This window comes from Stenotrophomonas sp. G4, assembly GCF_003428825.1.
Lineage (GTDB): Bacteria > Pseudomonadota > Gammaproteobacteria > Xanthomonadales > Xanthomonadaceae > Stenotrophomonas > Stenotrophomonas indicatrix.
In genome coordinates this window covers 2,019,273-2,041,804 of the sequence record NZ_CP031741.1, presented here as the reverse complement: position 1 = coordinate 2,041,804, position 22,532 = coordinate 2,019,273, and the positions used below count along the sequence as shown (strand labels likewise).

The window sequence follows — 22,532 nt, the reverse complement described above, 5'->3', positions numbered from 1 at the left end:
CATGCTGGACCATATCGGCTTGAACAGCAGCAACCTGCCGCGCAGCAGGGCCTTCTTCCTGCAGGCGCTGGCACCGTTGCAGATCGGCGTGGTGATGGAGGTCAGCGCCGAACAGACCGGCGCCCACGACCACGTGGGTTTCGGCAACCACGGCAAGCCGTTCTTCTGGCTGGGCAATGCAACGCCGCTCAGCCAGGGCGTGCACGTGGCCTTCGTCTGCGCCGAGCGCGCCCAGGTTGATGCCTTCCACGCCGCCGCGCTGGCCGCAGGGGCACGCGACAATGGTGCGCCCGGCCTGCGTCCCTGGTACCACCCGGACTATTACGCCGCCTTCGTGATCGACCCCGACGGCAACAACATCGAGGCGGTCTGCCACCTGCCCGGGTAGACCCCTGCGTCGCCACCAGGCGCAGGCGTGGCCGCTTGTGCGACCCGCCTGCGTATCTCATCTGGCAGCCTGGCGAAGACCGGGCCGCCCCCCCGTTTCCCAGGAACCGCCGTGACCCCAACCGATCCCATCCGCCCTGCCCTTCCCGTCCCGCCCGCCGCAGGGGTGCCCCGGTGAGCGATTTCGTCCGTATCGTCGAGGTTGGCCCGCGCGATGGGCTGCAGAACGAAAAGCAGGCCGTGGCCACCACCGACAAGATCGCCCTGATCGATCGCCTGTCGGCCACCGGCCTGCGTACGATCGAGGCGACCAGCTTCGTCAGCCCGCGCTGGGTCCCGCAACTGGCCGATGCTGCCGAGGTCTATGTCGGCATCCAGCGCCGCGCGGGCATCGCCTATCCGGTGCTGGTGCCGAACGAACAGGGCTACGACCGTGCGCGCGCCGTCGGCGTGCAGGAAATCGCGGTGTTCACCGCTGCATCGGAAGCCTTCAACCGCACCAACACCAACGCCGGCATCGATGAATCGCTGGCCCGCTTCGAGCCGATCCTGCGTCGTGCGGCGGCGGATGGCGTGCGCGTGCGCGGCTACGTGTCCACCGTGCTCGGCTGCCCCTACCAGGGCGAAGTGCCGCTGGCCGATGTGGTGCGCGTGGCCCGCGCCCTGCACCAGATGGGGTGCTATGAGATCTCGCTGGGCGACACCATCGGCGTCGGCACGCCACGCAAGGCCCGCGCCATGCTGCAGTCGGTGGCTGCCGAGATCCCGATGAGCGCACTGGCCGTGCACTTCCACGATACCTACGGCCAGGCCATCGCCAACATCGCCGCCTGCCTGGAAGAAGGCGTGCGCGTGGTCGACAGTGCGGTGTCCGGTGCCGGCGGCTGCCCGTACGCGAAGGGCGCCAGCGGCAACGTGGCCAGCGAGGACGTGGTGTACCTGCTGCAGGGCCTGGGCCTGGAGTGCGGGGTCGACCTGCCGTCGCTGGCCGAGACCGGCCGCTGGCTGGCCGGACTGCTCGGCCGCGCGACCGCCAGCCGCGTCGGGCAGGCGCTGGCAGCGACATGAACGACAGCGGCCCGCGCGACCGTCCGGCCATCGGCGATACACCCGCCGCAACCGACGTCGCGCTGGCCGCTCTGGACGCGGCGCTGGCTGCTTCGCCGCCGCCGGCCCAGGCCAGGCTGCTGCGCCAGGCACGGCAGGCGTTGGCCGATGCGCAGCAGCGCGAACTGGATACCCAGGCACGCTATGCCGCGTTGTTCGACGCCGTGCCCGACCCGGTCAGCATCCTCAGCGCCGAAGGCGTGGTGCTGGACGTCAACCGCGCCGGCATCGTCGCCTACGACCGCCCGCGCGAGGACATCGTCGGCCAGCCGATCGAACTGCTCAATCCCGACCTGCCCAGCGACCATCTGCAACCGGTGTGGGAAGCGCTGAACCGCGGCGACACCTACGTCATCGAAGTAACCAACATGCGCGGTGATGGCAGCCGCTTTCCGGTGGAGGTGCACTCGGCCGGCTTCCAGGACCGCGGCCAACCCTGCATCGTCGCCGTCGCCCGCGACTTGAGCGGGCGCTGGCGCGCCGAGTCGCGCTATCGCCTGTTGATGGAATCGATCGACAAGGGCGTGATCCTGTTCGACCGCGACCTGCGCGTGCTGTCGGCCAACCCGGCCGCACATCGCATCCTCGGCCTCACCGGTGGCGGCGTGGGCTTGAACGCGATGCTCGATCCCGAAGCGTGGATCATCGTCGACGAACATGGCCACCCGTTGACCCAGTCACAGTGGCCGACCAGCCGCTGCTTCCAGGCCGGGCGGGTGATCCGCAGCACCATCATCGGCCTGTACCACCGCCCGCGCGGACGCATGCTCTGGTTGTCCACCACCAACGTGCCGGTGTTCGGCAACGGCTGCGACCGGGCGGACCATGTCTATGCAATGTTCAGTGACATCACCGAACTGAAGCGCAACAACACCCTGTTCGCGCGCGCGCAGTCGCTGGCCCATATCGGCGGCTGGGAGTGGGATCGCGGCCTGCAGCGCCTGTACCTCACCGATGAAGCGCGGCGCATCGTCGGCCAGCCGGCCGACCTGGAGGACATGCCCGACCTGCTGGACTGCCTGCGCAGCGACGACCGCGCCGCCCTGCAGCAGGCGCTGGCCGACACCATCGAACACCGCAGCAGCTTCGGCCTGGAGCTGCAGGGCCAGCGCCGCGATGGCCACTCGTTCTGGATACGGATGATCGGCGAGGTCCCGGCCGGCGATGTCGATGCCGCACGCATCACCGGCACCGTGCAGGACATCACCGAGCGCAAGCAGGCCGAGGAAACCCTGCGCGTGCAGGCCCGCACCGACCCGCTGACCGGAATCATGAACCGCGATGCGGTGCTGAGCGACCTCGGCGTGCGCATGCACAGCCCCGGCCACGACCGTGTGGCGGTGCTGTATATCGACCTGGACCGCTTCAAGGTGGTCAACGACCTGCTTGGCCACAACGCCGGTGATGAACTGTTGATCGAAGCGACCCGGCGCATCGCCACTGCGATCGGCACCGAAGGCCTGCTTGCACGCTTTGGCGGCGACGAATTCCTGGTGATCTGCGACCTGCGCGACCAGCCAGACCAGGCCGAACAGCTGGCCGAGCGCATCACGGCGGCGTTCTCGGCACCGTTCCAGCTGGGCAGCGATGAGTTCCCGGTGACCGCCAGCATCGGCATCGCCCGCGCACCGCGCGATGGCAACCGGCCGCAGCAGCTGATCCAGAACGCCGACACGGCGATGTACGAGTGCAAGCGCCGCACCCGCAACGGTTGGCAGGTGTTCTCCCCGGAACTGGCGCAGCGCCAGCATGACCGCCTGCAGATCGAGAGCCGGCTGCACAAGGCCCTTGATGGGGAAGAGTTCCACCTGGTGTACCAGCCACAGGTCAACCTGCGCAGCGGCGCCACCATCGCCTGCGAGGCGTTGATGCGCTGGCACAACACGCAGCTGGGGCAGATGCGCCCGGACCTGTTCATCCGCCACGCCGAGCACACCGGCGACATCGTGCGCATCGGCCAATGGGCGCTGCGCGAAGCCTGCCGGCAGGTACGGCAATGGCAGGATGACGGGCTCGGCCTGGTGCGGGTGGCGGTCAACGTGTCCTGGCGGCAGTTCGTTGGTGAGGATCTCGCCCGCTGGGTGCGGCAGGTGCTGGACGAGTTCGGCCTGCCCGGCAGCGTGCTGGAACTGGAGTTCACCGAGCGGGTGCTGATCGAGGATGCGCCGGACACCCTGCGCACCTTCGCCCGCCTGCGCGAAATGGGGGTGATGCTGACCATCGACGACTTCGGCGAAGGCTACAGCGCCCTGAACTACCTGCGGCGCCTGCCCATCCATGGGCTGAAGCTGAGCCAGCTGTTCGTCGAAGGCATTCCCCGCAACCGTTCGGATGTGGCGGTGTGCGAGGCAGTCTGCGCGATCGCGCGCAGCCTGGGGCTGGGCGTGGTCGCCGAAGGCGTGGAGACCGAGCCACAACGGCAGTGCCTGCTCGACCTGGGGGTGACCGTCGGCCAGGGTTTCCTGTTCGCCCATGGCCTGCCCGCCGCCGACTTCGAGCGCCGCCTGCGCCGCGCCCGCGAACTGGGCTGAGGCCGGCGGCGCAGTGCACAACGGCGGCTGCCGTCGCTTCCGTTAGAATCGGCGGTTCTTGAACCTGCAGGACCGTGCAATGCAGCTGTCTTCCGTACGTGCCGTGATCACTGGCGGCGTCTCCGGCCTCGGCCTGGCCGTGGCCCAGCACCTGGTTGCCGAGGGCGGCAAGGTCGCCCTGTTCGACCTCAACGACGCCAAGGGCGCGGCCGCTGTTGCCGGCCTGGGGCAGGACAACGCCCGCTATTTCAACGTCAACGTCAGTGATGAAGCGTCCGTGTCGGCGGCCATCGACCAGGCCTGCGATTTCCTCGGCGGCCTGAATGTCGCCATGAACTGCGCCGGCATCCTCGGCGCTGGCCGCGTGCTGGGCAAGGAAGGCCCGATGCCGCTGGCCGGGTTCCAGGGCACGGTGATGGTCAACCTGGTCGGCAGCTTCAATGTCGCCAAGGCCGCAGCCAACCGCATGCAGCACAACGAGGCCGGCGTGGACGGCGAGCGCGGCGTCATCATCAATACCGCCAGCGTTGCTGCCTACGAAGGCCAGATCGGCCAGGCCGCCTACTCCGCCTCCAAGGGCGGCGTGGTGGCGATGACCCTGCCGATGGCCCGCGAGCTGTCGCGCTTCGGCATCCGCGTCAACACCATCGCGCCGGGCGTGTTCTGGACACCAATGGTCGATGGCATGCCCGAAGCCGTGCAGGAATCGCTGGCCGCATCGATCCCGTTCCCGTCGCGCCTGGGCAAGCCGGAAGACTTCGCCAGCCTGGTCGGCCACATCCTGGGCAACACCTACATCAACGGCGAGACCATCCGCCTGGACGGCGCCACCCGGCTCGCTCCGAAGTGATTCCCCCCGGGCGCCGGGACGGCGCCCTCCCCCAACGACCAACATCATCATGAAAGCCAACGACATCAAGAAGGGCAACGTCGTCGAGTTCAACAACGGCGTCTACCAGATCCGCGACATCGAGCGCAGCTCGCCGCAGGGTCGCGGCGGCAACGTCCGCTTCCGCTTCATCATGTACAGCGTGCCGGGCGGCAACAAGCTCGACGCCAGCTTCGATGCCGACGACAACCTGGTCGAAGTCGAACTGCTGCGCCGCCAGTCCACCTACTCGTACAAGGACGGCGATGCATTCGTGTTCCTGGACGACGAGGACTACACCCCCTACACCCTGGACGCGGACGTGATCGGCGATGACGCCGGCTACATCACCGACGGCCTGACCGGCATCTACGTGCAGGTGATCGACGAGCAGCCGGTGGCCATCCAGCTGCCGGCCTCGGTGGTGCTGGAAGTGATCGAGACGCCGCCGGAACTGAAGGGCGGCACCGCCACCAAGCGCCCGAAGCCGGCCAAACTCAACACCGGCATCGAGATCATGGTGCCGGAGTACATCGTCAACGGTGAGCGTGTGCTGGTGAACACCGCCACCGGCGAATTTGCCGGCCGCGCCGATTAACCGCGCTGCGCTGATCGCCTGCCTGTCCCTGCTCGTGGCGTGCTCGCCGCAGGCAGCGGACAGCACCGGTGACGTCGCCGCGGACGCGGTGACGCAGCCCGCCGCAGCGGACACCCCTGCCGCTGCGGTTGCACCGGCTGCAGATGAAGCAGATGCTGCGGCGACGCTGGCAGGTAGCCCCGAGGAGGAGCAACAGGCGCGGGCTGCGGCCGGTTGCAGCGTCCCCAACGACGTCGCTTTCCTGCAGGACATCCGCATCTACTGCGACATGCCCGCCGATGTGCAGGCCTTCATCGCACGGGAGAACAGCTGCCAGCATTTTGCCGGCGAAGAACCCTACGACGACGCCCGCCGTCGCGAGCTGGAGGCCGCAACTGCCAGGTTCTGCGACGATCGAAAGAAGATCTTTGCCGGCCTGGTGGCCCGCCATCGCGATGACTGCGCGATCCGGCAGGCGTTGATCGGCGTGAACCTGCGCTACGACCTGTCTCCGGATCTGGGTCTGAAGCCCTGCGAGGGCTGACGGAAAAAAAGGGGACGGAGGGGATTACATCGTTCATGGCACAAACGACGTCATCCCCTCCGTCCCCTTTTTCTTATTTGCCGCCGAAGTTGCCGCAGCCGTGGTACTGGCGCGTGCCCACGGCCAGCATCGCCTTGGCCTCGAATGTCTCGCCACTCATGTCGTCCTGGCAGGTGGTGCGCTGGAAGCTCAGCTTGATGTCGGTGCCATCCGCCGCCTTGCCCACCCAGCCATCCGCACCCTCGGTCGGTTTGGCGACGGTGAAGCGGCGCTCGCCGTAATCCACATCCACCTGCAGGCCCGGCGTATCGCCGTCGACGACGGCCAGCCAGCCCGGCTCGTTGCCGGTGGCACGGAACGCCGCGTTACCGGCACTGCCATCGCCCTCGGTTGCCTCCACCGCGGTGCATTCGCGGTCCGCCTCGCCCTTCAGGCTGAGCAGCGCGTCGTCATTGCCGCGGGTCCAGAAGCTGTTGCCCTTGCCGTCGGCATACTTTGCACCGGAGGCTGCACGTTCGGAGGACATCGCGAAACTGCGCCCGCCAATCACAACCGTCGCTGCCTCCTCTCCGTTGAAGGTCGCGCGCGCATCAAGGTCGCCGCAGCGATAGAGGGTTTGGTTGCCGGCGCCATCGCCGCCGCCATCAGCAGCGGCGGCCACCGGCGCCGGCGTTGCGGCCGCATCGCCTGCATTGCTGGCGGCCGGCGTCTGTGCCGGTTGACAGGCACTCAACACCAGGCCCAGGGAAGCCGCCATCAGGCTGGGAAGTACACGCATGGCTCGACTCCTTGTCGACACTTCAGGAACCGGGAAACGTACCACCTGCATGCAGAAGGGGGCCTGAAAGCTGCATGACCCTGTTCAGCCTGCCAGCACCGCCATCGACAGCAGCTGCGCGCCGCTGACACCGGAAGCGCTTGTCCAGACGCGCAGCAGGCGCAGGCGCTGCACGTGTTCGCGTCCCCGCCAATGCACATGCAGCTGAACATCACTGGACAACAACGCCAGCCGACCACACAGCAGCGTCTCCACCGCATGGGCCTGCAGCGCATGAATCTGCAGATGCCCTTGCTGCCAGTCCCTCAACCAGGGCAGGTCGAGCACCCGCCCGCCCTGCCCGTCCATCATGAACAACACCGGTGACAGCAGCGCAGTGGCTGCGCCATGGTCGCCGTCCAGCAGCGCATCGCGCAGCTGCTGCTCCAACACGCGCAGCTGCGCCTCGTACAGGCCCTCAGGGTTCCTGCTTTCCATCCACCTGCCTTCCATCTACGCTCCCTCCCGGCGCCGGCCGGCGTCGGCGCAGGCGCTGCCCAAGCCACTGCTGCGCCCCCTGCACCACCACATAGAACACCGGCACGAAGAACACGGCCAACACGGTCGCACTGACCATGCCGCCGAACACACCGGTACCGATGGCCTGTTGCGTTTCCTTTGAAGCCCCCTGCGCCAGCATCAGCGGCACCACGCCCAGCGCGAACGCCAGCGAGGTCATCACGATCGGTCGCAATCGCAGGCGTGCTGCTTCGATGGTCGCCTCGACCAGACCGCGTCCCTGCTGTTGCAGTTGGCGGGCGAACTCGACGATCAGGATCGCGTTCTTCGCCGAAAGTCCGATCACCGTGATCATGCCGACCTTGAAGAACACGTCATTGGGCATCCCGCGCAGCAACACCGCAGCAACAGCGCCGAGCAGGCCCAACGGCACCACCAGCATCACCGCCAGCGGGATCGACCAGCTCTCGTACAGTGCCGCCAGCACCAGGAACACCACCAGCATCGACAGCAGCAGCAACCACGGCGCCTGCGCGCCGGACTCACGCTCCTGCAGCGACTGGCTGGTCCACTGCAGGGCGAAGCCCGGTGGCAGCTGCTGGGCAAGGCGCTCCATCTCGACCATCGCCTGGCCGGTGGACACCCCGCCTGCGGGTGCGCCGGACAGGTTCAATGCCGGGAACCCCAGGTAACGTTGCAGCTGCAGCGGCGCCTCGGTCCAGTGCGGGGTGACCAGCTCGGAGAGCGCCACCATGCCGCCCTGGCTGTTGCGGACATACAGCTTCAACACGTCCTCCAGCTGCATCCGGTACGGCGCATCGGCCTGCATGATCACCTGCTGCATGCGCCCGCGATTGGGAAAATCGTTGACGTACTGCGAGCCCATTGCCGCCGACAACGTGGCACTGATGTCGGTGAACGCCACGCCCATCGCTTCGGCCTTGGCGCGATCGATGTCCAGCCGGACATTGCTGCCCGCCGGCAGTCCATCGGCATTCACTTCGGCCAGCAACGGACTTGCCTCTGCCAGTTTCAGCAGCTGCTGCAGGGCAGCGCGCAGCTCGGCCTGGCCCTGTCCGGTACGCGCCTGCAGCGCCAGCGAGAAGCCGGAGGAACGGCCAAGGCTGTCGATGGCCGGCGGCATCACGCTCATCACCTCGCCTTCCGGGACCGTTGCCATGGCCTGCTGCGCCGCCTTCACCTCGTCCGATGCGGTGCTGCCGCCGCGTTCACCCCAGTCCTTCAACATGGTGTAGGTCAGCGCCGCACTGGGGCCGGAACCGGAAAAGCTGTAGCCGAGGATGGCCTGGTTGGACGCGATCGCCGGCCGCGACGCGACATGCTGTTCGTAGGCTTCGACCACCGCCAGCGTACGCTCGGCGGTTGCTTCGGCCGGCAGCTGGATGGAAGTCATGAAATAGCCCTGGTCCTCTTCCGGCAGGAACGCACCCGGCAACCAATGCAGGCCGATCAGCAGCGCCACCAGCAAGGCCGCGAACAGGCCCATCACCCGGCCACTGCGCCGCAGTACGGCCGCCACGCCCTGCTGGTAACGCCCGGTCATCCGCTCGAAGCCGCGGTTGAACGCACCGAACACGCCGCCGCGGCCATGGTGACCACGTGTGCCCTGCCGCAGCAGCGTCGCGCAGAGCGCCGGGGTCAGGCTCAGCGCCAGCAGTGCCGAGAACAGGATGGACACCGACATCGCCACGCTGAACTGGCGGTAGATCGCACCAACCGAACCACTGGCCAGCGCCATCGGGATGAACACCGCCGTCAGCACCAGGGTGATGCCGATCACCGCACCGGTCAGCTCACGCATCGCCTTGATCGTGGCCTCGCGCGGCGGCAGTCCCTCTTCGGCCATGATCCGCTCCACGCCCTCGACCACCACGATCGCGTCGTCAACAATGACGCCGATCGCCAGCACCATGCCGAACATGGTCAATACGTTGATCGAGAAACCCAGCGCCAGCATCACCGCGAAGGTGCCCAGCAGCGCGATCGGCGCGACCAGGGCGGGGATCAGCGTGTAGCGCCAGTTCTGCAGGAACAGGTACATCACTGCAAACACCAGCAGCATCGCCTCGATCAGGGTCTGCAGCACCTTCTGGATCGATACTTTCACGAAGGGCGCGGTATCGAACGGAATGCTGGATTCGACACCGTGCGGCAGCAGCGGCTGAAGGTCGGCCATGCGTTCGCGCACCGCCGTGGCGGTACGCACCGCATTCGCACCGGGGCGCAGCTGCACGCCGGCGGCCGTCGCCGGATAGCCATCTTCGCGCGTGCCCCAAGCGTAGCTCTGCGCGCCCAGTTCGACCCGGGCGACATCGCCAAGCAGCACGCGCGAACCATCGGCACCGGCGCGCAGCACGATCGCCGCGAACTGCCCGGGCGTGGACAGCTGGCCTTCGGCACTCAAGGGCACGGTGATGCGCTGGCCGGGAACACCGGGCGAATCGCCGATGCGGCCCGGCGAGATCTCCAGGTTCTGCTGCTCGATCGCGCTGGCGACATCGCCCATGGTCAGGCCGTAGCCGGTCAGGCGGGTCGGGTCCAGCCAGATCCGCATCGCCTGTTCGGCGCCGAACAGCTGCACGCGGCCGACGCCGTCGATGCGCCGCAGCTCCTCGATGATGTTGCGCGCCATGAAATCGCCCAGCGCCGCTTCGCTGACACTGCCATCGGGTGAGCGCAGGCCCACCAGCATCAGGAACCCGGAGTCGGCCGCCTCCACGAACAGGCCATTCTGGCGCACGCTGCGCGGCAGGCGCGGCTCGATCGCCTTGATCCGGTTCTGCACGTCCACCTGCGCCAGCTCAGGGTCGGTGCCTGGCTTGAAGGTGGCGGTGATCGACGCTTCACCGGAGGTGTCCACCGACGATTCGAAGTACAGCAGATGCTTGACGCTGGACAGCTCGCGCTCGATCAGGCCGACCACCGCATCATTCAATGTCTGCGGGCTGGCGCCGGGATAGCTGGCATAGATGCTGACGCTGGGCGGTGCGACCGCCGGGTAGCGCTCGACCGCCAGCCGCGGAATGGCCAGCACGCCGGACAGGATGACGAAGATCGCCAGCACCCAGGCAAATACCGGGCGATCGATGAAGAAGCGAGCCATGTCGTAGGTTCCTGGAAGGGCTCAGCCCTGGCGTTCGGATGTCGGCGGTGCGCTGGCACTGGCGACCGGCGCCTGCCAGTCGCGCGGATCGACCAGCACGCCTTCCTGCAGGCGCTCCTGGCCTTCCACCACCACCTTCTCGCCGGCCTTCAGGCCGTGCCGCACCAGCCATTGCCGGTTGACGCTGCCGTCCACCTCCAGCGTGCGGATCACCGCCTTGCCATCGGCGGCGATGACCCAGGCATAGGCCTGGCCACCGGCGCTGCGCAGCACTGCCTGCTGCGGCAGCAGCAACGCGCTGGCCGGCGCACCACGCGGCACCCGGGCACGTACGTACATGCCCGGCAACAACTGCCGCTCCGGGTTGTCGACCAGGATGCGCAGGATCACGTCGCCGGTGCGGGCATCGACATTGACACCGGAGAACAGCAGCCGGCCGCGCTCGGGCAGCGGCGTACCCGCCGCGGCGATGATCGTCACCGGCAACTCGCCGTCCACCGCGCTGCGCTGCAGGGACTGCAGCTGCGAAGCAGGCTGGCGCACGTCCACGTAGACCTGGTCGATCTGCTGCACCACCGCCATCGGTTCGGCGTCGGCGACGCCGACCAGTGCACCTTCGGTCACCAGTGCCTGATCGATGCGGCCATCGATCGGTGCACTGACCGTGGCGTAGCGCAGGTCAAGCTGGCGCCGCGCAAGGATCGCGCGCGCCTCGTTGACCGCTGCCCGGGCCTGCTCATGCTCGGCACTGGCATCGTCGCGGTGCTGCTGGCTGACCGCCTGCGCGGCCGCCAATGCCTGCAGCCGCTGTGACTGCACGCGGCTGCGACCCAGCGCCGCCTCGGTGCGCTGCAGGGCCGCCAGCGCCGAATCGACGTCGGCGCGGAACGCCGCCGGGTCGATCTGGAACAGCGGTTGACCTGCATGTACTTCCGCCCCCTGCTCGAACATCCGGCGCTGCACGATGCCGCCGACCTGCGCACGGATCTGCGCGGTGCGCACCGCCGCCACCCGGCCAGGCAGCTCATCATCGCGCTGCACCACCTGCGGGCCAACGGTGACCACGCTGACACGCGGCGCGGCTTCGACGGCGGGTTCGGGGCGGGAACAGGCCGTCATGGCCAAGGCGAAGGCCGCGACCAGCGCGACCGGAGTCCTGAAGGTTCTCATTGCTGTGCACAGTGCCGCAGACGCGGCTGAGGAATCATGAAGCGCGCAGTGTGCGTGGCGATGATGGGGTTTCGATGGAGGAAGTGTGGAGATACGATGGAGGACAAGCACCTTCCGGCCTCGCCTTGCCATGCACGCCTCCCCTGCCCTCGCGGCGCTGGTCCTGATCGTCGAGGACGAAGCCGAGATCGCCGACATCCTCACTGCCTATCTTGAACGCGAAGGCCTGCGCACCCTGCGTGCGGCCGATGGCCAGATCGCCCTGGACCTGCATCGCAGCATGCGCCCGGACCTTGTGCTGCTGGACGTGCAGCTGCCGCGACTGGATGGCTGGAGCGTGCTGACCCAGCTGCGCCAGCGCGGCGAAACGCCGGTGATCATGCTGACCGCGCTGGACCAGGATCTGGACAAGCTGACCGCGCTGCGGATGGGCGCCGATGACTATGTGGTCAAACCGTTCAACCCGGCGGAGGTGGCGGCACGCGTCCGTGCAGTACTACGGCGTACGCTGCGCAGCTCGCGTGCCGATGCCCCCAGCGCCCTGCGCGTGGGCCCGCTGCTGATCGATACCGCCACCCACGCGGTGCATGTGGAAGGCGACGGCTACAGCCACGAGCTGCTGCTGACCCTCACCGAGTTCAAGCTGCTGCATTGCATGGCATTGGCCCCGTCACGGATCTTCAGCCGCAGCGAGCTGATGCACGAATGCCTGCCGGAAAGCGAAGCGCTGGAGCGCACCGTGGACAGCCATGTCAGCAAGCTGCGGCGCAAGCTGGACGAAGTGGGCCTCACCCAGATTCCGGCCAGCGTGCGCGGTGTCGGCTACCGATTGATGGCCGACCGCTGATGCGCCGCTCCGGGCTCAGCCGGCACATCATCGTGTCGATGTCGCTGATGGTCGTTGGCGTCATCGTGATGGTGATCCTCTCTTCCTGGCTGCTGTACGCCGTACTGATCGAGTTCTTCCCGGCCAGCGCCGAAGAGCCGGAAGGTTGGCTGCCAAGTGGACCGGAGCTGGCGTGGATGGTCGGGGTGATCCTGACCGGTCTGGCGCTGGCGATCGCTGCCTCGTTCCGACTGGCCCACCGCATCCTGTCGCCGCTCAATTCATTGGTGGGCAGCGTGCGCGCGCTGGCTGGCGGCGATCTCGGCGCGCGCGCCACGGCCGAGGCCAACTCGCCCGGCGAGGTCGCAGCGCTGGTGGACGATTTCAACGCAATGGCACGCCGCCTGCAGCATATGGAAAGCGAACGGGTGATGTGGCACGCGGCCATCGCCCATGAACTGCGCACACCGGTGACGATCCTGCGCGGCCGCCTGCAGGGCCTGGCCGAAGGCGTGTTCCAGCCCGATGAGTCGCAGTTCCGCAGCCTGCTGGCGCAGGTCGAGGGCCTGTCACGGCTGATCGAGGACCTGCGGGTGTTGAGCCTGGCCGACAACGCCCGCCTCGACGTGCGCCGCGCCCGTACCGATGTGGTGGCCGAGGTGCATTCGGTGATGACCCTGGTGGATCCCGCGTTCCGCAGCGCCGGCTTCGTGCTGGAGCTGGAAACCAGCCGCGAGGAACACCCCGCCCATTGCGACCCGACGCGGTTGCGGCAAGCGCTGCTGGCCTTGCTGGAAAACGCGCGCCGCTATGCCAACCCGGGCAAGGTACGCATCGCCGTGCATGACACCGTGGCCCATGTACAGGTGGCGATCGAAGACGAAGGCCCGGGCATCGACCCGGCCCTGCATGCGGACATCTTCAATCCATTCATGCGCGGTGACGGCTCACGATCGCGCCTGGGCGGTGGCAGTGGCCTCGGCCTGGCGGTGGTCAAGGCCATCGCCGATGCGCACGGCGGCCAGGTCTACTGCACCCCGGGCACCAGCGGCGGCAGTCGTTTCATCATCGAGCTGCCGCGCCAGTAGGCGGCACTGCGGCCGCCTGCTCGCGCACGTGCGCGCCCAGCGCAGCGAGATTGCGGTCGATCTCATCCAGCTCACGTCGCTGCGATTGCGGCAACTGCGCGCGCAGCTGCACGCGCAGTGCCTGCCAGGCGGGTACCGCCTGTGCGCTGGCAGCGGCCGCGGCCCGTGCCACCTCCGCCTGCTCGTCCGCCTGCGGCAGGCCGTAGCCAGCGTCGGCCAGCAACTGGCCCGGCCGCAACCACTGCCCGCTCTGTTCCAGCAACGCGCGCAGCGAGCGGGTAGCGCTGCTGTCCGGGTTGGCCAGCAACCGTCGCTTCAGTGCATCGCGCGCACGCAGCTCCGCGCGCCGCTGCGCCGCCTGTTCCAACAGCAGCAGGCCGGCACTGGCACGCACATCACCGCGCAGCAGCCACGGGGCGCGCTGTTGCGCCGGCAGCGCCAGCCATGCGCGCACATCGCGCGCCGGCAACGCCATCTGCGCGGCGGCAACCGTGAACAACTGCTGGTAGTGGTCGCGCGCGGAAGCAAAGTAGTAGCCCTGCGCCTGGGCCCGCACGGGATCGGCCAGCACCTGCTCGTCCAGCGCATGCAGGCGCGCCAGGCGGCGGCGCAGCCCGCGCGGGCTCAGCTGTGCCAGGCCGGCTTCGCCCAGGCGCGGAACACCGGCCTGCAACAGCTTCGCCGTCTCCACCGCGCAGTTGTTGCTGACGAAGTAATAGCGACCGTCATAGCTCCAGTGCACCTGGGCGGTGCGCTCGAGCAGGCTGGCGATCTCGCTGCGGTCCAGCTGCAGCGGCAGCGAGGCCAGTCCGCGCAGTTCGACCTTGGTGTATTCGTCCACCACCTGCTGCAGCGGCAGCACGAACAGGCGCGAAGGATAGCCACCGGTCAGGCCCCGCCAGTTGGAAATCTGCACATCGCCGACGAAGGCGCGGAAGGACAGCACCCGATGATGCTCCAGGTCCAGCCTGCAGTCCGGGCCCGGCGCGCGGCCGGGACGGCAGATCACCAGCCGCAGCATGCTGTGGCCCCAGCGGCTCATCGGCTGCGCACTGCCTTCGGCGAACAGGTAGTCCACGGCATACACCCGCGCCGGGTCCAGTGCGAGCAGCGATGCAGCGCCCTCTTCCGCATCGGCCTGCAGCAGCGGAACGGTGCCCGCACAGTGCGGCGCGGGCAGCGACGGCGGCGTACCGAAATGCGCCTGGTACCACTGCGCCAAGGCCGGACGACGGCAGGCGAACACTGCATCGAGCAGAAAGTGTTCGGCGTTCACCGCCAGGTACTCGGCCGGGTCGGTCAGTTCGTAGGCATCGGGAATGCGGTCGCGGAAGGCGTTGTCACCGCGGCCCAGATGCCAGGGCTTTCGCTGCCAACCTGCAAGATCACGCCAACGGGCGCTGCGTGACCAGTGCGCCCACGTGCGGTCGGCAACATGGGTCAGTTCGTGCACCAGCGCACTGCGCCGGGCGCGTCGGGCACCGGCCACATCGTCATCCAGCAGGTCGCGGCGCAGCGCGATGCCCCCGGCGAAGGCACGGCCATGCACGTTGGCGGGCAGGTCGTCACGCCAGCCGACCTGCACCTGCGCGGGCAAGGCTCGCAGCAGGCCGTCGGGCAGCAACGACTGCACATCCGCCAGTGTCTGCATTGCGACCTGCTCCTGCGCCGGGCTCAGCCCGGCCGGGTCCAGCTGCAGGCGGTCGGCGGCATGGGCTGCTGGAATGGCCAGCCACGCCAACGCAGCGAGCCAGCCCATCCGCCTCCGTCGCGTTGGGCCATGGCCGGCAGCGTTCCACGCAGATGTCATGAGGTTGCCGGCCAGCGGCCGGCACTACCCGGGCGCTGGATCAACGCGCCAGCAGGGCGCGAGCCAGCTGCAGATCGCTCTGCTGCTGTGCAGCTGCATCCTGCTCACGCAGGTGCACCAGTGCCGCCTGCAGGCGCGCGCCACGGATCTGGCCATCGCTGGCGACAAACGCAGCCGCATCATCACGGGCAGCCAGCACCACCTTGTCATCGCCGGAACTGCTGCCCGAGGAACCCGAAGAGGCGCCCGTCGCCGAACCGGCCGAGGTTCCGGCAAAACTCGAAGCGATGCCGGCCAGCGGCAGGGACAACAGGGCAAGCAGCAGGAACGGACGGATCATGGTCAGGGAGTTCATCGATTGGGTGGGTGGAGCGTAACGGCTGGGTGAAGACTTTGCCCGTGTCAAAGGTCGAACAATTTGCCGGGATTCAGCCGCCCTTCGGGATCGAACGCGCGCTTGACCGCCTTCATCAGTGCGATCTCGGCCGGTCCACGGGTGCTGTCCAGGTAGCCCTTCTTGACCAGGCCGATACCGTGCTCGGCCGAAATGCTGCCATTGAAGCGCGTCAGCACCTGCGCCAGCAGCTTGGTGACATGCTCGCACTGGCTTACGAAGTCCGCATCGCGGGTGCCGTCCGGCTTGAGCACGTTGATGTGCAGATTGCCGTCGCCGATGTGGCCGAACCAGACCACGTCGAAATGCGGGTAGGCCTCGCCGATCAGCGCCTGGGTCTCGGCCAGGAACGCCGGCATCGACGAGATCCGCACCGAGACATCGTTCTTGTAGGGCTTGTAGCGCGCCAGCGCCTCGGTGATGCCCTCGCGCAGGCGCCACAGCTGCGCCGCCTGGGCATCGCTGGCACTGATCACGCCGTCGCTGACCCAGCCGTTGCCCATGCAGTCCTCGAAGGCCGCCATCGCCGCCGCCTCCTGCGCCTCGTCACCGGCAGCAAACTCGGTCACCACGTAATAGGGGTGCACTTCATCGAACGGCGCCTGCGCGCCATGGGCCAGAACATGTTCCAGCGCCCGGTCGGTGAAGAATTCAAAGGCCTGCAGCTGCAGCCGCGCACGGAAGGCGGCGAACACCTGCATCAGCACGTCGAAGCTGGGCAGCGCCAGCAGCATCACGTTGCTGGCCGGCGGCGGGTCGGTGAGCTTCACCGTGGCTTCGACGATCACGCCCAGCGTGCCCTCCGATCCGATCAGCAGCTGGCGGAAATCGTAGCCGCTGGAGTTCTTGATCAGGCCCTTGTTGAGCTCGAGCAGTTCGCCCGTGGCGGTAACCACTTTCAGTCCGGCGATCCATTCACGGGTATTGCCGTAGCGGATCACCCGGATGCCACCGGCATTGGTGGCGATGTTGCCGCCGATCGAGCACGACCCGCGCGCCGCGAAGTCCACCGGATAGATGAGGCCATGTTCAAGGGCCGCGTTGTGCAGCGCCTCCAGCGGCATGCCGGCCTGCACCACCAGGGTGCGGTCGACCGCATCGTAGTCCAGCGCCTTGTTCATCCGCTCCAGGCTCAGCACCAGCTCGCCATTGGCCGCTACCGCACCGCCGGAAAGGCCGGTGCGACCGCCGGAGGGAACCACCGCCACGCCCTCGGCCGCGGTCCAGCGCATCACCGCCTGCACTTCGTCAACCGTGGCCGGCAAGGCGATCGCCAGCGGCGCCGGTGTCCAGCGCCGGGTCCAGTCGCGGCCGTAATGCTCCAGGTCGGCAGGGTCGGTCTTCAGCTTCAGGCCGGGACAGGCCTGCTGCAACGAGGCGATGCGGGAATCGGTCATGACGGTCCAGCGCGGGGCGTGAAGAACGGGCAAGCGTGCCAGTGGCCGGGCCCAGCGTCCAGCCCTGCAGAGCCTTCAATAGCTGCAGTTGCAACCAATTGCGCACTGCACCATGGGCGTTGCGATCTGGCATAGTGGTCAGCCCCTGTCCCACTGGCCGTGCCGCCCCATGTCGCCGAAGAAGACCTCGTTCCCGAAGCAGGATATCCGCGTGCTGTTGCTGGAGGGGGTCAGCCAGACCGCCGTGGAGGTGTTCAGCGCCGCCGGCTACAGCCAGATCGAGGCGCACACCAAGGCTCTTCCCGAGGACGAGCTGAAGGCGCGCATCGCCGAAGCCCACATCGTCGGCATCCGCTCGCGCACCCAGCTCAGTGCCGAGGTGCTGGCCGAGGCCAAGCGCCTGATCGCGGTCGGCTGCTTCTGCATCGGCACCAACCAGGTCGACCTGGATGCGGCCGAGCTGGCCGGCATTCCGGTATTCAACGCGCCCTACTCCAATACCCGCAGCGTGGCCGAACTGGTGATCGCCGAAGCGATCATGCTGACCCGCGGCATCCCGCAGAAGAACGCCGAATGCCATCGCGGCGGCTGGTCGAAATCGGCCAGCGGCAGCCATGAGGTGCGCGGCAAGGTCCTGGGCATCATCGGCTACGGGCACATCGGCACCCAGGTCGGCGTACTGGCCGAATCGCTGGGCATGCAGGTGATCTTCCACGATGTGGAAACCAAGCTGTCGCTGGGCAATACCCGTGCGGCGGCCAGCCTGGACGACCTGCTGGCGCGTGCTGACATCGTGACCCTGCACGTGCCGGAGACGCCGTCCACGCAGTGGATGATCGGCAGCACCGAGCTGGCGAAGATGCGCCGCGGCGCACACCTGATCAACGCCGCGCGCGGCACCGTGGTCGACATCGATGCGCTGGATGCTGCATTGGCCAGCGGCCACATCGGTGGCGCCGCACTGGACGTGTTCCCGGTCGAGCCGAAGGGCAACGGCGATATCTTCGAATCGCCGCTGACCCGCCACGACAACGTGATCCTGACCCCGCACGTGGGCGGCAGCACGCTGGAAGCGCAGGACAACATCGGCATCGAAGTGGCGGCCAAGCTGGTGCGCTACAGCGACAACGGCAGCACCCTGTCGGCGGTCAATTTCCCGGAAGTGACCCTGCCCGAGCACGCCGACAGCCTGCGCCTGCTGCACATCCACCAGAACGTGCCGGGCGTGCTGTCCAAGGTCAACGAGATCTTCTCGCGGCACAACGTCAACATCGACGGCCAGTTCCTGCGCACCGACCCGAAGGTGGGCTACGTGGTGATCGACATCACCGCCAGCGAGGAACAGGCCAGCGCGGTGCGTGACGAGCTGGCGGCGATCGCGGGCACGTTGAGGACGCGCATTCTGTATTGACCCTGGCACCGCGCCATCCACGCATGGCGTGGATCTACCGGTAGCGCCGGGCCATGCCCGGCGCAATGCATCAACGTGCCAGCCACCGGCGCGCCATGCGCTGCATCGATTCGTCCGACTGCGGATCGCTGGCGACCTCGCCCACCGGGCGCCAGGCCAGCTCCAGCGACTCCTCGCTGAGCACGAAATCCTCCCCTCCCAGCGCACGGATCACGAAACGCACGTCGTAGTGCCAGTGCCCCGGCACCTCCTTGCGCTCGGGAATCCAGTGCTTGTCGATATCGAAGATGGCCGGATCATCCAGCACCAGGCCGGTCAGGCCTGATTCCTCCTCGGCTTCCTTCAACGCTACCCGGGCCAGATCGCGGTCGCCGTCGGCGTGGCCACCCAGCTGCAGCCAGCGCTGCAGCTTGCGGTGGTGGGTCAGCAGCAGCCGTTGGCCATCGGCGCTGACCAGCCAGCAGCTGGCGGTGAAATGGCCGGCCAGGCGTTCGCGGCGGAATGCATCTTCCGCATCGTCGATCAATGTGCCGAATTCGGCAGCAAGGGCGTCGTGGGCGGGTTCTTTGCGCGCATAGTCATGCAGCAGGCCGCGCAAGCGATCGTCAAGTGCGGCAAGGGATTCGGTGGTTTCGCTCATGAATGCGGGGTGCCTGGAAAAATACCTGCCATTATCGCCGTTCATTGTTGCGTTTGCGCTTGTGCGGTGCCTTCAGCATTGGCTAAGGTACAGCGGGCCGTTCGCACGGCTTTCACGATTCCAGGCCGCCGGCAATGTACTGGCGGCCCTCCCAATCCGATCATCAGGAAGTACTGCATGCTGAAAGCTCTGTTGAGGGTCAAGCCGGTCGAACCGGCCGGGCACGTCGATGCCGGCGAACCCATCGAAGGCAGCCTGGATGGCGAAGCCACGTTGAAACGGACCCTCACGGCGAAACACCTCATCATGCTTGGCATTGGTGCGGTGATCGGCGCAGGCATTTTCGTCCTCACTGGCCAGGCCGCGGCCAACCACGCCGGCCCGGCGGTCATGCTGTCGTTCGTGTTCGCCGGCATCGCCTGCGCGCTGGCCGGCCTGTGCTACGCCGAGTTTGCAGCGATGATGCCGGTCTCCGGCAGCGCCTACTCCTACTCCTACGCCACGCTTGGCGAGGGCATGGCCTGGTTCATCGGCTGGTGCCTGGTGCTGGAGTACCTGTTCGCCTCGGCCTCGGTCGCGGTGGGCTGGTCGGCGTACCTGATCAGCTTCATCACCACCACGCTGCACATGCCGTTCCCGGACGCGCTGAGCGCGGCGCCGATCGCCTGGAACGGGCACGAGTTCGCCGCCTCCGGCAAGCTCTTCAATCTGCCGGCGGTACTGATCGTGGCGGCGGTGACCGGCCTGCTGTACGTCGGCGTGACCCAGTCCGCGTTCGTCAACGCGATCATCGTCGCCATCAAGGTCTTCGTGATCTGCCTGTTCGTGGGCATCGGCGCGGCCCACGTGGACCCAGCCAACTGGCACCCGTTCATCCCGGAAAACACCGGCGTGTCCGGCGAGTTCGGCTGGAGCGGCGTATTCCGCGCGGCCACCATCGTGTTCTTCGCCTACATCGGCTTCGATGCGGTCTCCACCGCGGCCGGTGAAACCAAGGACCCCCAGCGCAACATGCCGATCGGCCTGCTCGGCTCGCTGGCGGTGTGCACGCTGGTCTACATCATTGTCTGCGCGGTGCTGACCGGCATGCTGCCCTACCACCTGCTGGGCACGGACAAGCCGGTGGCCACCGCGCTGGAAGCCTACCCGAGCCTGTCCTGGCTGAAGACCGCAGTGGAAATCGGCGCGATCGCCGGCCTGTCCTCGGTGGTGCTGGTGATGATGATGGGCCAGACCCGCATCGCCTACACCATCTCGCGCGATGGCCTGCTGCCGAAAGTGTTCGGCAAGGTCCACAAGCGCTTCCGCACGCCGTACTGGGCCACGATCGTGGTCGGCGTCATCGCCGCGTCGCTGGCCGGCCTGGTGCCGCTGAACGTGCTGGGCGAACTGGTTTCCATGGGCACCCTGCTGGCCTTCGCCACGGTCTGCATCGGCGTGCTGATCCTGCGCTACACCCGCCCGGAGCTGCACCGCCCGTTCCGCGTGCCGCTGGTGTGGGTGATCTGCCCGCTGGGCGCGCTGTCGTGCCTGTTCCTGTTCTGGCAGGCGTTCGTGGTGCACTGGCACCTGTTCGTAGGCTGGACCGTGCTGGGCCTGCTGATCTACTTCGGCTACGGCATGCGCCACAGCAAGCTGGCCAAGTCGCCCTGATCCTCGCGACGGGCCGGCCCCTGCGCCGGCCCGTCGATATCCGCAAGCATTTCCGCCCGCGCCCGGTCACCGGGCGCATCGCACAAGACCACCACACATGTTCAAGCAACTGTGGGCCACCAAGCATCCGCATGCCGCCCATGAAGACGCCAACGGCCTGAGCCTGCGTCGCCACCTCGGCCCCTGGGGCCTGACCGCGCTCGGCATCGGCGCGGTGATCGGCGGCGGCATCTTCGTCATCACCGGCCAGGCCGCCGCCAACCACGCCGGTCCGGCCATCATGCTCTCGTTCGTGCTGGCCGCGATCTGCTGCGCCTTCTGCGCGCTGGCCTATGCCGAGTTCGCGGCGATGGTGCCGGTGTCCGGCAGCGCCTATACCTATACCTACGCCACCTTCGGCGAGCTCTCGGCCTGGTTCATCGGCTGGATGCTGGTGCTCGAGTACGGCGTCTCCGCCTCGGCGGTGGCGGTCAGCTGGACCGGGTATTTCCTCAGCCTGCTCAGCCATTTCGACATCCATCTACCGGCGGCGCTGGTCAGCGCCCCTTTGGACGCGCAGCTGCGGCCCACCGGCGCCATCGCCAACATTCCCGCTGCGATCCTTGTGCTGCTGCTGACCTGGCTGTGCTACGTCGGCATCAGCAAATCCTCGGCGATGAACATGGCCATGGTCATCCTCAAGACCGGGCTGATCGTGCTGGTGATCGTGGTCGGCTGGAAGTACGTGGACACCAGCAACTGGACCCCGTTCATCCCGGCCAACGAAGGCCCCGGCAAGTACGGCATGGAAGGCGTGCTGCGTGGCGCGGCGATGGTGTTCTTCGCCTACATCGGCTTCGAAGCGGTATCGGTGGCCGCGCAGGAATCACACAAGCCACAGCGTGACATGCCGATCGGCATGATGCTGTCGCTGGTGATCTGCACGGTGCTGTACATCGCGATGGCCGCAGTCATGACCGGCCTGGTGCCCTACCAGCTGCTGGGCACCGATGAGCCGGTGGTCACCGCCGTGGCCGCGCATCCGCAGCTGGGCTGGTTGCGGGTGGTGGTGGAAATCGGTGCGTTGATCGGCCTGTCCTCGGTGGTGCTGGTGATGATCATCGGCCAGCCGCGCATCTTCATGATCATGGGCCGCGACGGCCTGTTGCCGCCGGTGTTCACCAAGATCCACCCGACGTACCGCACGCCGCATATCAACACCGTCATCACCGGCATCGGCATCGCCCTGCTGGCGGCGCTGTTCCCGCTGGACATCCTCGGTGAACTGACCTCGATGGGCACGCTGATCGCCTTCGCGGCGGTCTGTGCCGGCGTACTGATCCTGCGCCGCACGCAGCCGGACCTGCCGCGCCCGTTCCGCATTCCGGGTGCATGGCTGGTCTGCAGCCTGGGCGTGATCAGCTGCCTGGCGCTGCTGTCGGCGATGACGCTGCACAACTGGATGCTGATGGGCGTGTGGACGTTTGTCGGCTTCGTGATCTACTTCTTCTACGGGTTCAGGCACAGCCGCCTGCGCGGGAAGTAGGGTTTTCTGCATCGCAGGGCCTGCGGCCCTGCACCCGCCGTTGAAGCCGAAGCAACGGCAACAGCTGGGCTGAGGGTTTGGCGGGGCGGGTTGGATTCGCGGGGGACGCCGTGAATCCGTCCCTGGAGGCTTGGCCGCGGCATCCATGCCGCGGACACCCCCGCGAACCCAACCCGCCCCACCTCCGACAGTCTCCTGCCCCGT

19 protein-coding genes are annotated in these 22,532 nt (G+C 67.5%); 11 read left to right on the top strand and 8 right to left on the bottom strand.

Annotation, left to right across the window (positions count from 1 at the left end; all coding sequences use genetic code 11):
- The first annotated feature begins 1 nt into the window (after position 1).
- From D0Y85_RS09605 to D0Y85_RS09580, 6 genes are all read left to right on the top strand, one after another.
- Entirely contained in the window at positions 2 to 388 is a 387-nt protein-coding gene (locus tag D0Y85_RS09605; RefSeq protein ID WP_117310298.1) for a VOC family protein, read from the top strand.
- A gap of 173 nt (positions 389 to 561) precedes the next feature.
- Complete coding sequence (locus D0Y85_RS09600; RefSeq protein WP_117310297.1) at positions 562 to 1,455, top strand: hydroxymethylglutaryl-CoA lyase; 894 nt, start codon at positions 562 to 564, stop codon at positions 1,453 to 1,455.
- Positions 1,452 to 4,025: an EAL domain-containing protein gene (locus tag D0Y85_RS09595; protein ID WP_117310296.1), complete on the top strand. Its 2,574-nt coding sequence runs from the start codon at positions 1,452 to 1,454 to the stop codon at positions 4,023 to 4,025. Before D0Y85_RS09600 ends, D0Y85_RS09595 begins: the two co-directional genes overlap by 4 nt.
- Positions 4,026 to 4,104: 79 nt before the next feature.
- The gene (locus D0Y85_RS09590; protein ID WP_032975499.1) at positions 4,105 to 4,875 is read left to right on the top strand and encodes an SDR family NAD(P)-dependent oxidoreductase; all 771 of its coding nucleotides are present in this window, start codon (positions 4,105 to 4,107) and stop codon (positions 4,873 to 4,875) included.
- A gap of 49 nt (positions 4,876 to 4,924) precedes the next feature.
- The gene (gene yeiP / locus D0Y85_RS09585; protein ID WP_006363947.1) at positions 4,925 to 5,491 is read left to right on the top strand and encodes an elongation factor P-like protein YeiP; all 567 of its coding nucleotides are present in this window, start codon (positions 4,925 to 4,927) and stop codon (positions 5,489 to 5,491) included.
- On the top strand, positions 5,472 to 6,014 hold the full coding sequence (locus D0Y85_RS09580; protein ID WP_229291266.1) for a hypothetical protein: 543 nt from the start codon (positions 5,472 to 5,474) through the stop codon (positions 6,012 to 6,014). The genes yeiP and D0Y85_RS09580 overlap by 20 nt, the downstream gene beginning before the upstream one ends.
- 73 nt (positions 6,015 to 6,087) lie before the next feature.
- Here the strand turns inward: D0Y85_RS09580 and D0Y85_RS09575 are convergent, their stop codons facing one another.
- The 4 genes from D0Y85_RS09575 to D0Y85_RS09560 form a co-directional block, all read right to left on the bottom strand.
- Positions 6,088 to 6,792, bottom strand: coding sequence for an MliC family protein (locus D0Y85_RS09575; protein ID WP_117310295.1), 705 nt, complete (start codon positions 6,790 to 6,792; stop codon positions 6,088 to 6,090).
- 84 nt (positions 6,793 to 6,876) lie between these two features.
- Positions 6,877 to 7,269 carry a nuclear transport factor 2 family protein gene (locus D0Y85_RS09570; protein ID WP_117310294.1) on the bottom strand — a complete coding sequence of 131 codons (393 nt, stop codon included), beginning with the start codon at positions 7,267 to 7,269 and terminating at the stop codon, positions 6,877 to 6,879.
- Positions 7,250 to 10,414 (bottom strand): multidrug efflux RND transporter permease subunit, encoded by a 3,165-nt coding sequence (locus tag D0Y85_RS09565; protein WP_117310293.1) that lies wholly within the window; start codon positions 10,412 to 10,414, stop codon positions 7,250 to 7,252. The genes D0Y85_RS09570 and D0Y85_RS09565 overlap by 20 nt, the downstream gene beginning before the upstream one ends.
- Positions 10,415 to 10,435: 21 nt before the next feature.
- The gene (locus D0Y85_RS09560; protein WP_117310292.1) at positions 10,436 to 11,584 is read right to left on the bottom strand and encodes an efflux RND transporter periplasmic adaptor subunit; all 1,149 of its coding nucleotides are present in this window, start codon (positions 11,582 to 11,584) and stop codon (positions 10,436 to 10,438) included.
- A 130-nt stretch (positions 11,585 to 11,714) separates the two neighbouring features.
- Between D0Y85_RS09560 and D0Y85_RS09555 the strand changes: the two genes are divergently transcribed.
- Positions 11,715 to 12,431, top strand: coding sequence for a response regulator (locus D0Y85_RS09555; protein WP_117310291.1), 717 nt, complete (start codon positions 11,715 to 11,717; stop codon positions 12,429 to 12,431).
- Positions 12,431 to 13,498, top strand: a complete 1,068-nt coding sequence (locus D0Y85_RS09550; RefSeq protein WP_117310290.1) for an ATP-binding protein — start codon at positions 12,431 to 12,433, stop codon at positions 13,496 to 13,498. Before D0Y85_RS09555 ends, D0Y85_RS09550 begins: the two co-directional genes overlap by 1 nt.
- On the opposite strand, the gene D0Y85_RS09545 is transcribed toward D0Y85_RS09550, so the two are convergent.
- The 3 genes from D0Y85_RS09545 to D0Y85_RS09535 form a co-directional block, all read right to left on the bottom strand.
- Positions 13,476 to 15,308, bottom strand: coding sequence for a DUF4105 domain-containing protein (locus D0Y85_RS09545; protein WP_117310289.1), 1,833 nt, complete (start codon positions 15,306 to 15,308; stop codon positions 13,476 to 13,478). The two genes, D0Y85_RS09550 and D0Y85_RS09545, sit on opposite strands and share 23 nt — an antisense overlap.
- 40 nt (positions 15,309 to 15,348) lie before the next feature.
- Entirely contained in the window at positions 15,349 to 15,648 is a 300-nt protein-coding gene (locus D0Y85_RS09540) for a DUF2388 domain-containing protein (RefSeq protein ID WP_117311895.1), read from the bottom strand.
- Between the two features lie 62 nt (positions 15,649 to 15,710).
- On the bottom strand, positions 15,711 to 17,099 hold the full coding sequence (locus D0Y85_RS09535) for an FAD-binding oxidoreductase (protein ID WP_117310288.1): 1,389 nt from the start codon (positions 17,097 to 17,099) through the stop codon (positions 15,711 to 15,713).
- Between the two features lie 169 nt (positions 17,100 to 17,268).
- On the opposite strand from D0Y85_RS09535, the gene serA reads away from it, so the two are divergent.
- The gene (serA, locus tag D0Y85_RS09530; RefSeq protein WP_117310287.1) at positions 17,269 to 18,510 is read left to right on the top strand and encodes a phosphoglycerate dehydrogenase; all 1,242 of its coding nucleotides are present in this window, start codon (positions 17,269 to 17,271) and stop codon (positions 18,508 to 18,510) included.
- 70 nt (positions 18,511 to 18,580) lie between these two features.
- Here the strand turns inward: serA and D0Y85_RS09525 are convergent, their stop codons facing one another.
- Complete coding sequence (locus D0Y85_RS09525; protein WP_117310286.1) at positions 18,581 to 19,195, bottom strand: NUDIX hydrolase; 615 nt, start codon at positions 19,193 to 19,195, stop codon at positions 18,581 to 18,583.
- Between the two features lie 132 nt (positions 19,196 to 19,327).
- On the opposite strand from D0Y85_RS09525, the gene D0Y85_RS09520 reads away from it, so the two are divergent.
- On the top strand, positions 19,328 to 20,803 hold the full coding sequence (locus tag D0Y85_RS09520; RefSeq protein ID WP_117310285.1) for an amino acid permease: 1,476 nt from the start codon (positions 19,328 to 19,330) through the stop codon (positions 20,801 to 20,803).
- A gap of 97 nt (positions 20,804 to 20,900) precedes the next feature.
- Positions 20,901 to 22,328, top strand: a complete 1,428-nt coding sequence (locus D0Y85_RS09515; protein WP_117310284.1) for an amino acid permease — start codon at positions 20,901 to 20,903, stop codon at positions 22,326 to 22,328.
- Positions 22,329 to 22,532 lie beyond the last annotated feature (204 nt).

Coding starts and splice junctions, on each gene's coding strand:
- D0Y85_RS09605 (WP_117310298.1), top strand. CDS start 2: ATGCTGGACCATATCGGCTTGAACAGCAGCAACCTGCCGCGCAGCAGG.
- D0Y85_RS09595 (WP_117310296.1), top strand. CDS start 1,452: ATGAACGACAGCGGCCCGCGCGACCGTCCGGCCATCGGCGATACACCC.
- D0Y85_RS09590 (WP_032975499.1), top strand. CDS start 4,105: ATGCAGCTGTCTTCCGTACGTGCCGTGATCACTGGCGGCGTCTCCGGC.
- yeiP (WP_006363947.1), top strand. CDS start 4,925: ATGAAAGCCAACGACATCAAGAAGGGCAACGTCGTCGAGTTCAACAAC.
- D0Y85_RS09575 (WP_117310295.1), bottom strand. CDS start 6,792: ATGCGTGTACTTCCCAGCCTGATGGCGGCTTCCCTGGGCCTGGTGTTG.
- D0Y85_RS09570 (WP_117310294.1), bottom strand. CDS start 7,269: ATGGAAAGCAGGAACCCTGAGGGCCTGTACGAGGCGCAGCTGCGCGTG.
- D0Y85_RS09565 (WP_117310293.1), bottom strand. CDS start 10,414: ATGGCTCGCTTCTTCATCGATCGCCCGGTATTTGCCTGGGTGCTGGCG.
- D0Y85_RS09560 (WP_117310292.1), bottom strand. CDS start 11,584: ATGAGAACCTTCAGGACTCCGGTCGCGCTGGTCGCGGCCTTCGCCTTG.
- D0Y85_RS09555 (WP_117310291.1), top strand. CDS start 11,715: ATGCACGCCTCCCCTGCCCTCGCGGCGCTGGTCCTGATCGTCGAGGAC.
- D0Y85_RS09550 (WP_117310290.1), top strand. CDS start 12,431: ATGCGCCGCTCCGGGCTCAGCCGGCACATCATCGTGTCGATGTCGCTG.
- D0Y85_RS09545 (WP_117310289.1), bottom strand. CDS start 15,308: ATGACATCTGCGTGGAACGCTGCCGGCCATGGCCCAACGCGACGGAGG.
- D0Y85_RS09540 (WP_117311895.1), bottom strand. CDS start 15,648: ATGATCCGTCCGTTCCTGCTGCTTGCCCTGTTGTCCCTGCCGCTGGCC.
- D0Y85_RS09535 (WP_117310288.1), bottom strand. CDS start 17,099: ATGACCGATTCCCGCATCGCCTCGTTGCAGCAGGCCTGTCCCGGCCTG.
- serA (WP_117310287.1), top strand. CDS start 17,269: ATGTCGCCGAAGAAGACCTCGTTCCCGAAGCAGGATATCCGCGTGCTG.
- D0Y85_RS09525 (WP_117310286.1), bottom strand. CDS start 19,195: ATGAACGGCGATAATGGCAGGTATTTTTCCAGGCACCCCGCATTCATG.
- D0Y85_RS09520 (WP_117310285.1), top strand. CDS start 19,328: ATGCTGAAAGCTCTGTTGAGGGTCAAGCCGGTCGAACCGGCCGGGCAC.
- D0Y85_RS09515 (WP_117310284.1), top strand. CDS start 20,901: ATGTTCAAGCAACTGTGGGCCACCAAGCATCCGCATGCCGCCCATGAA.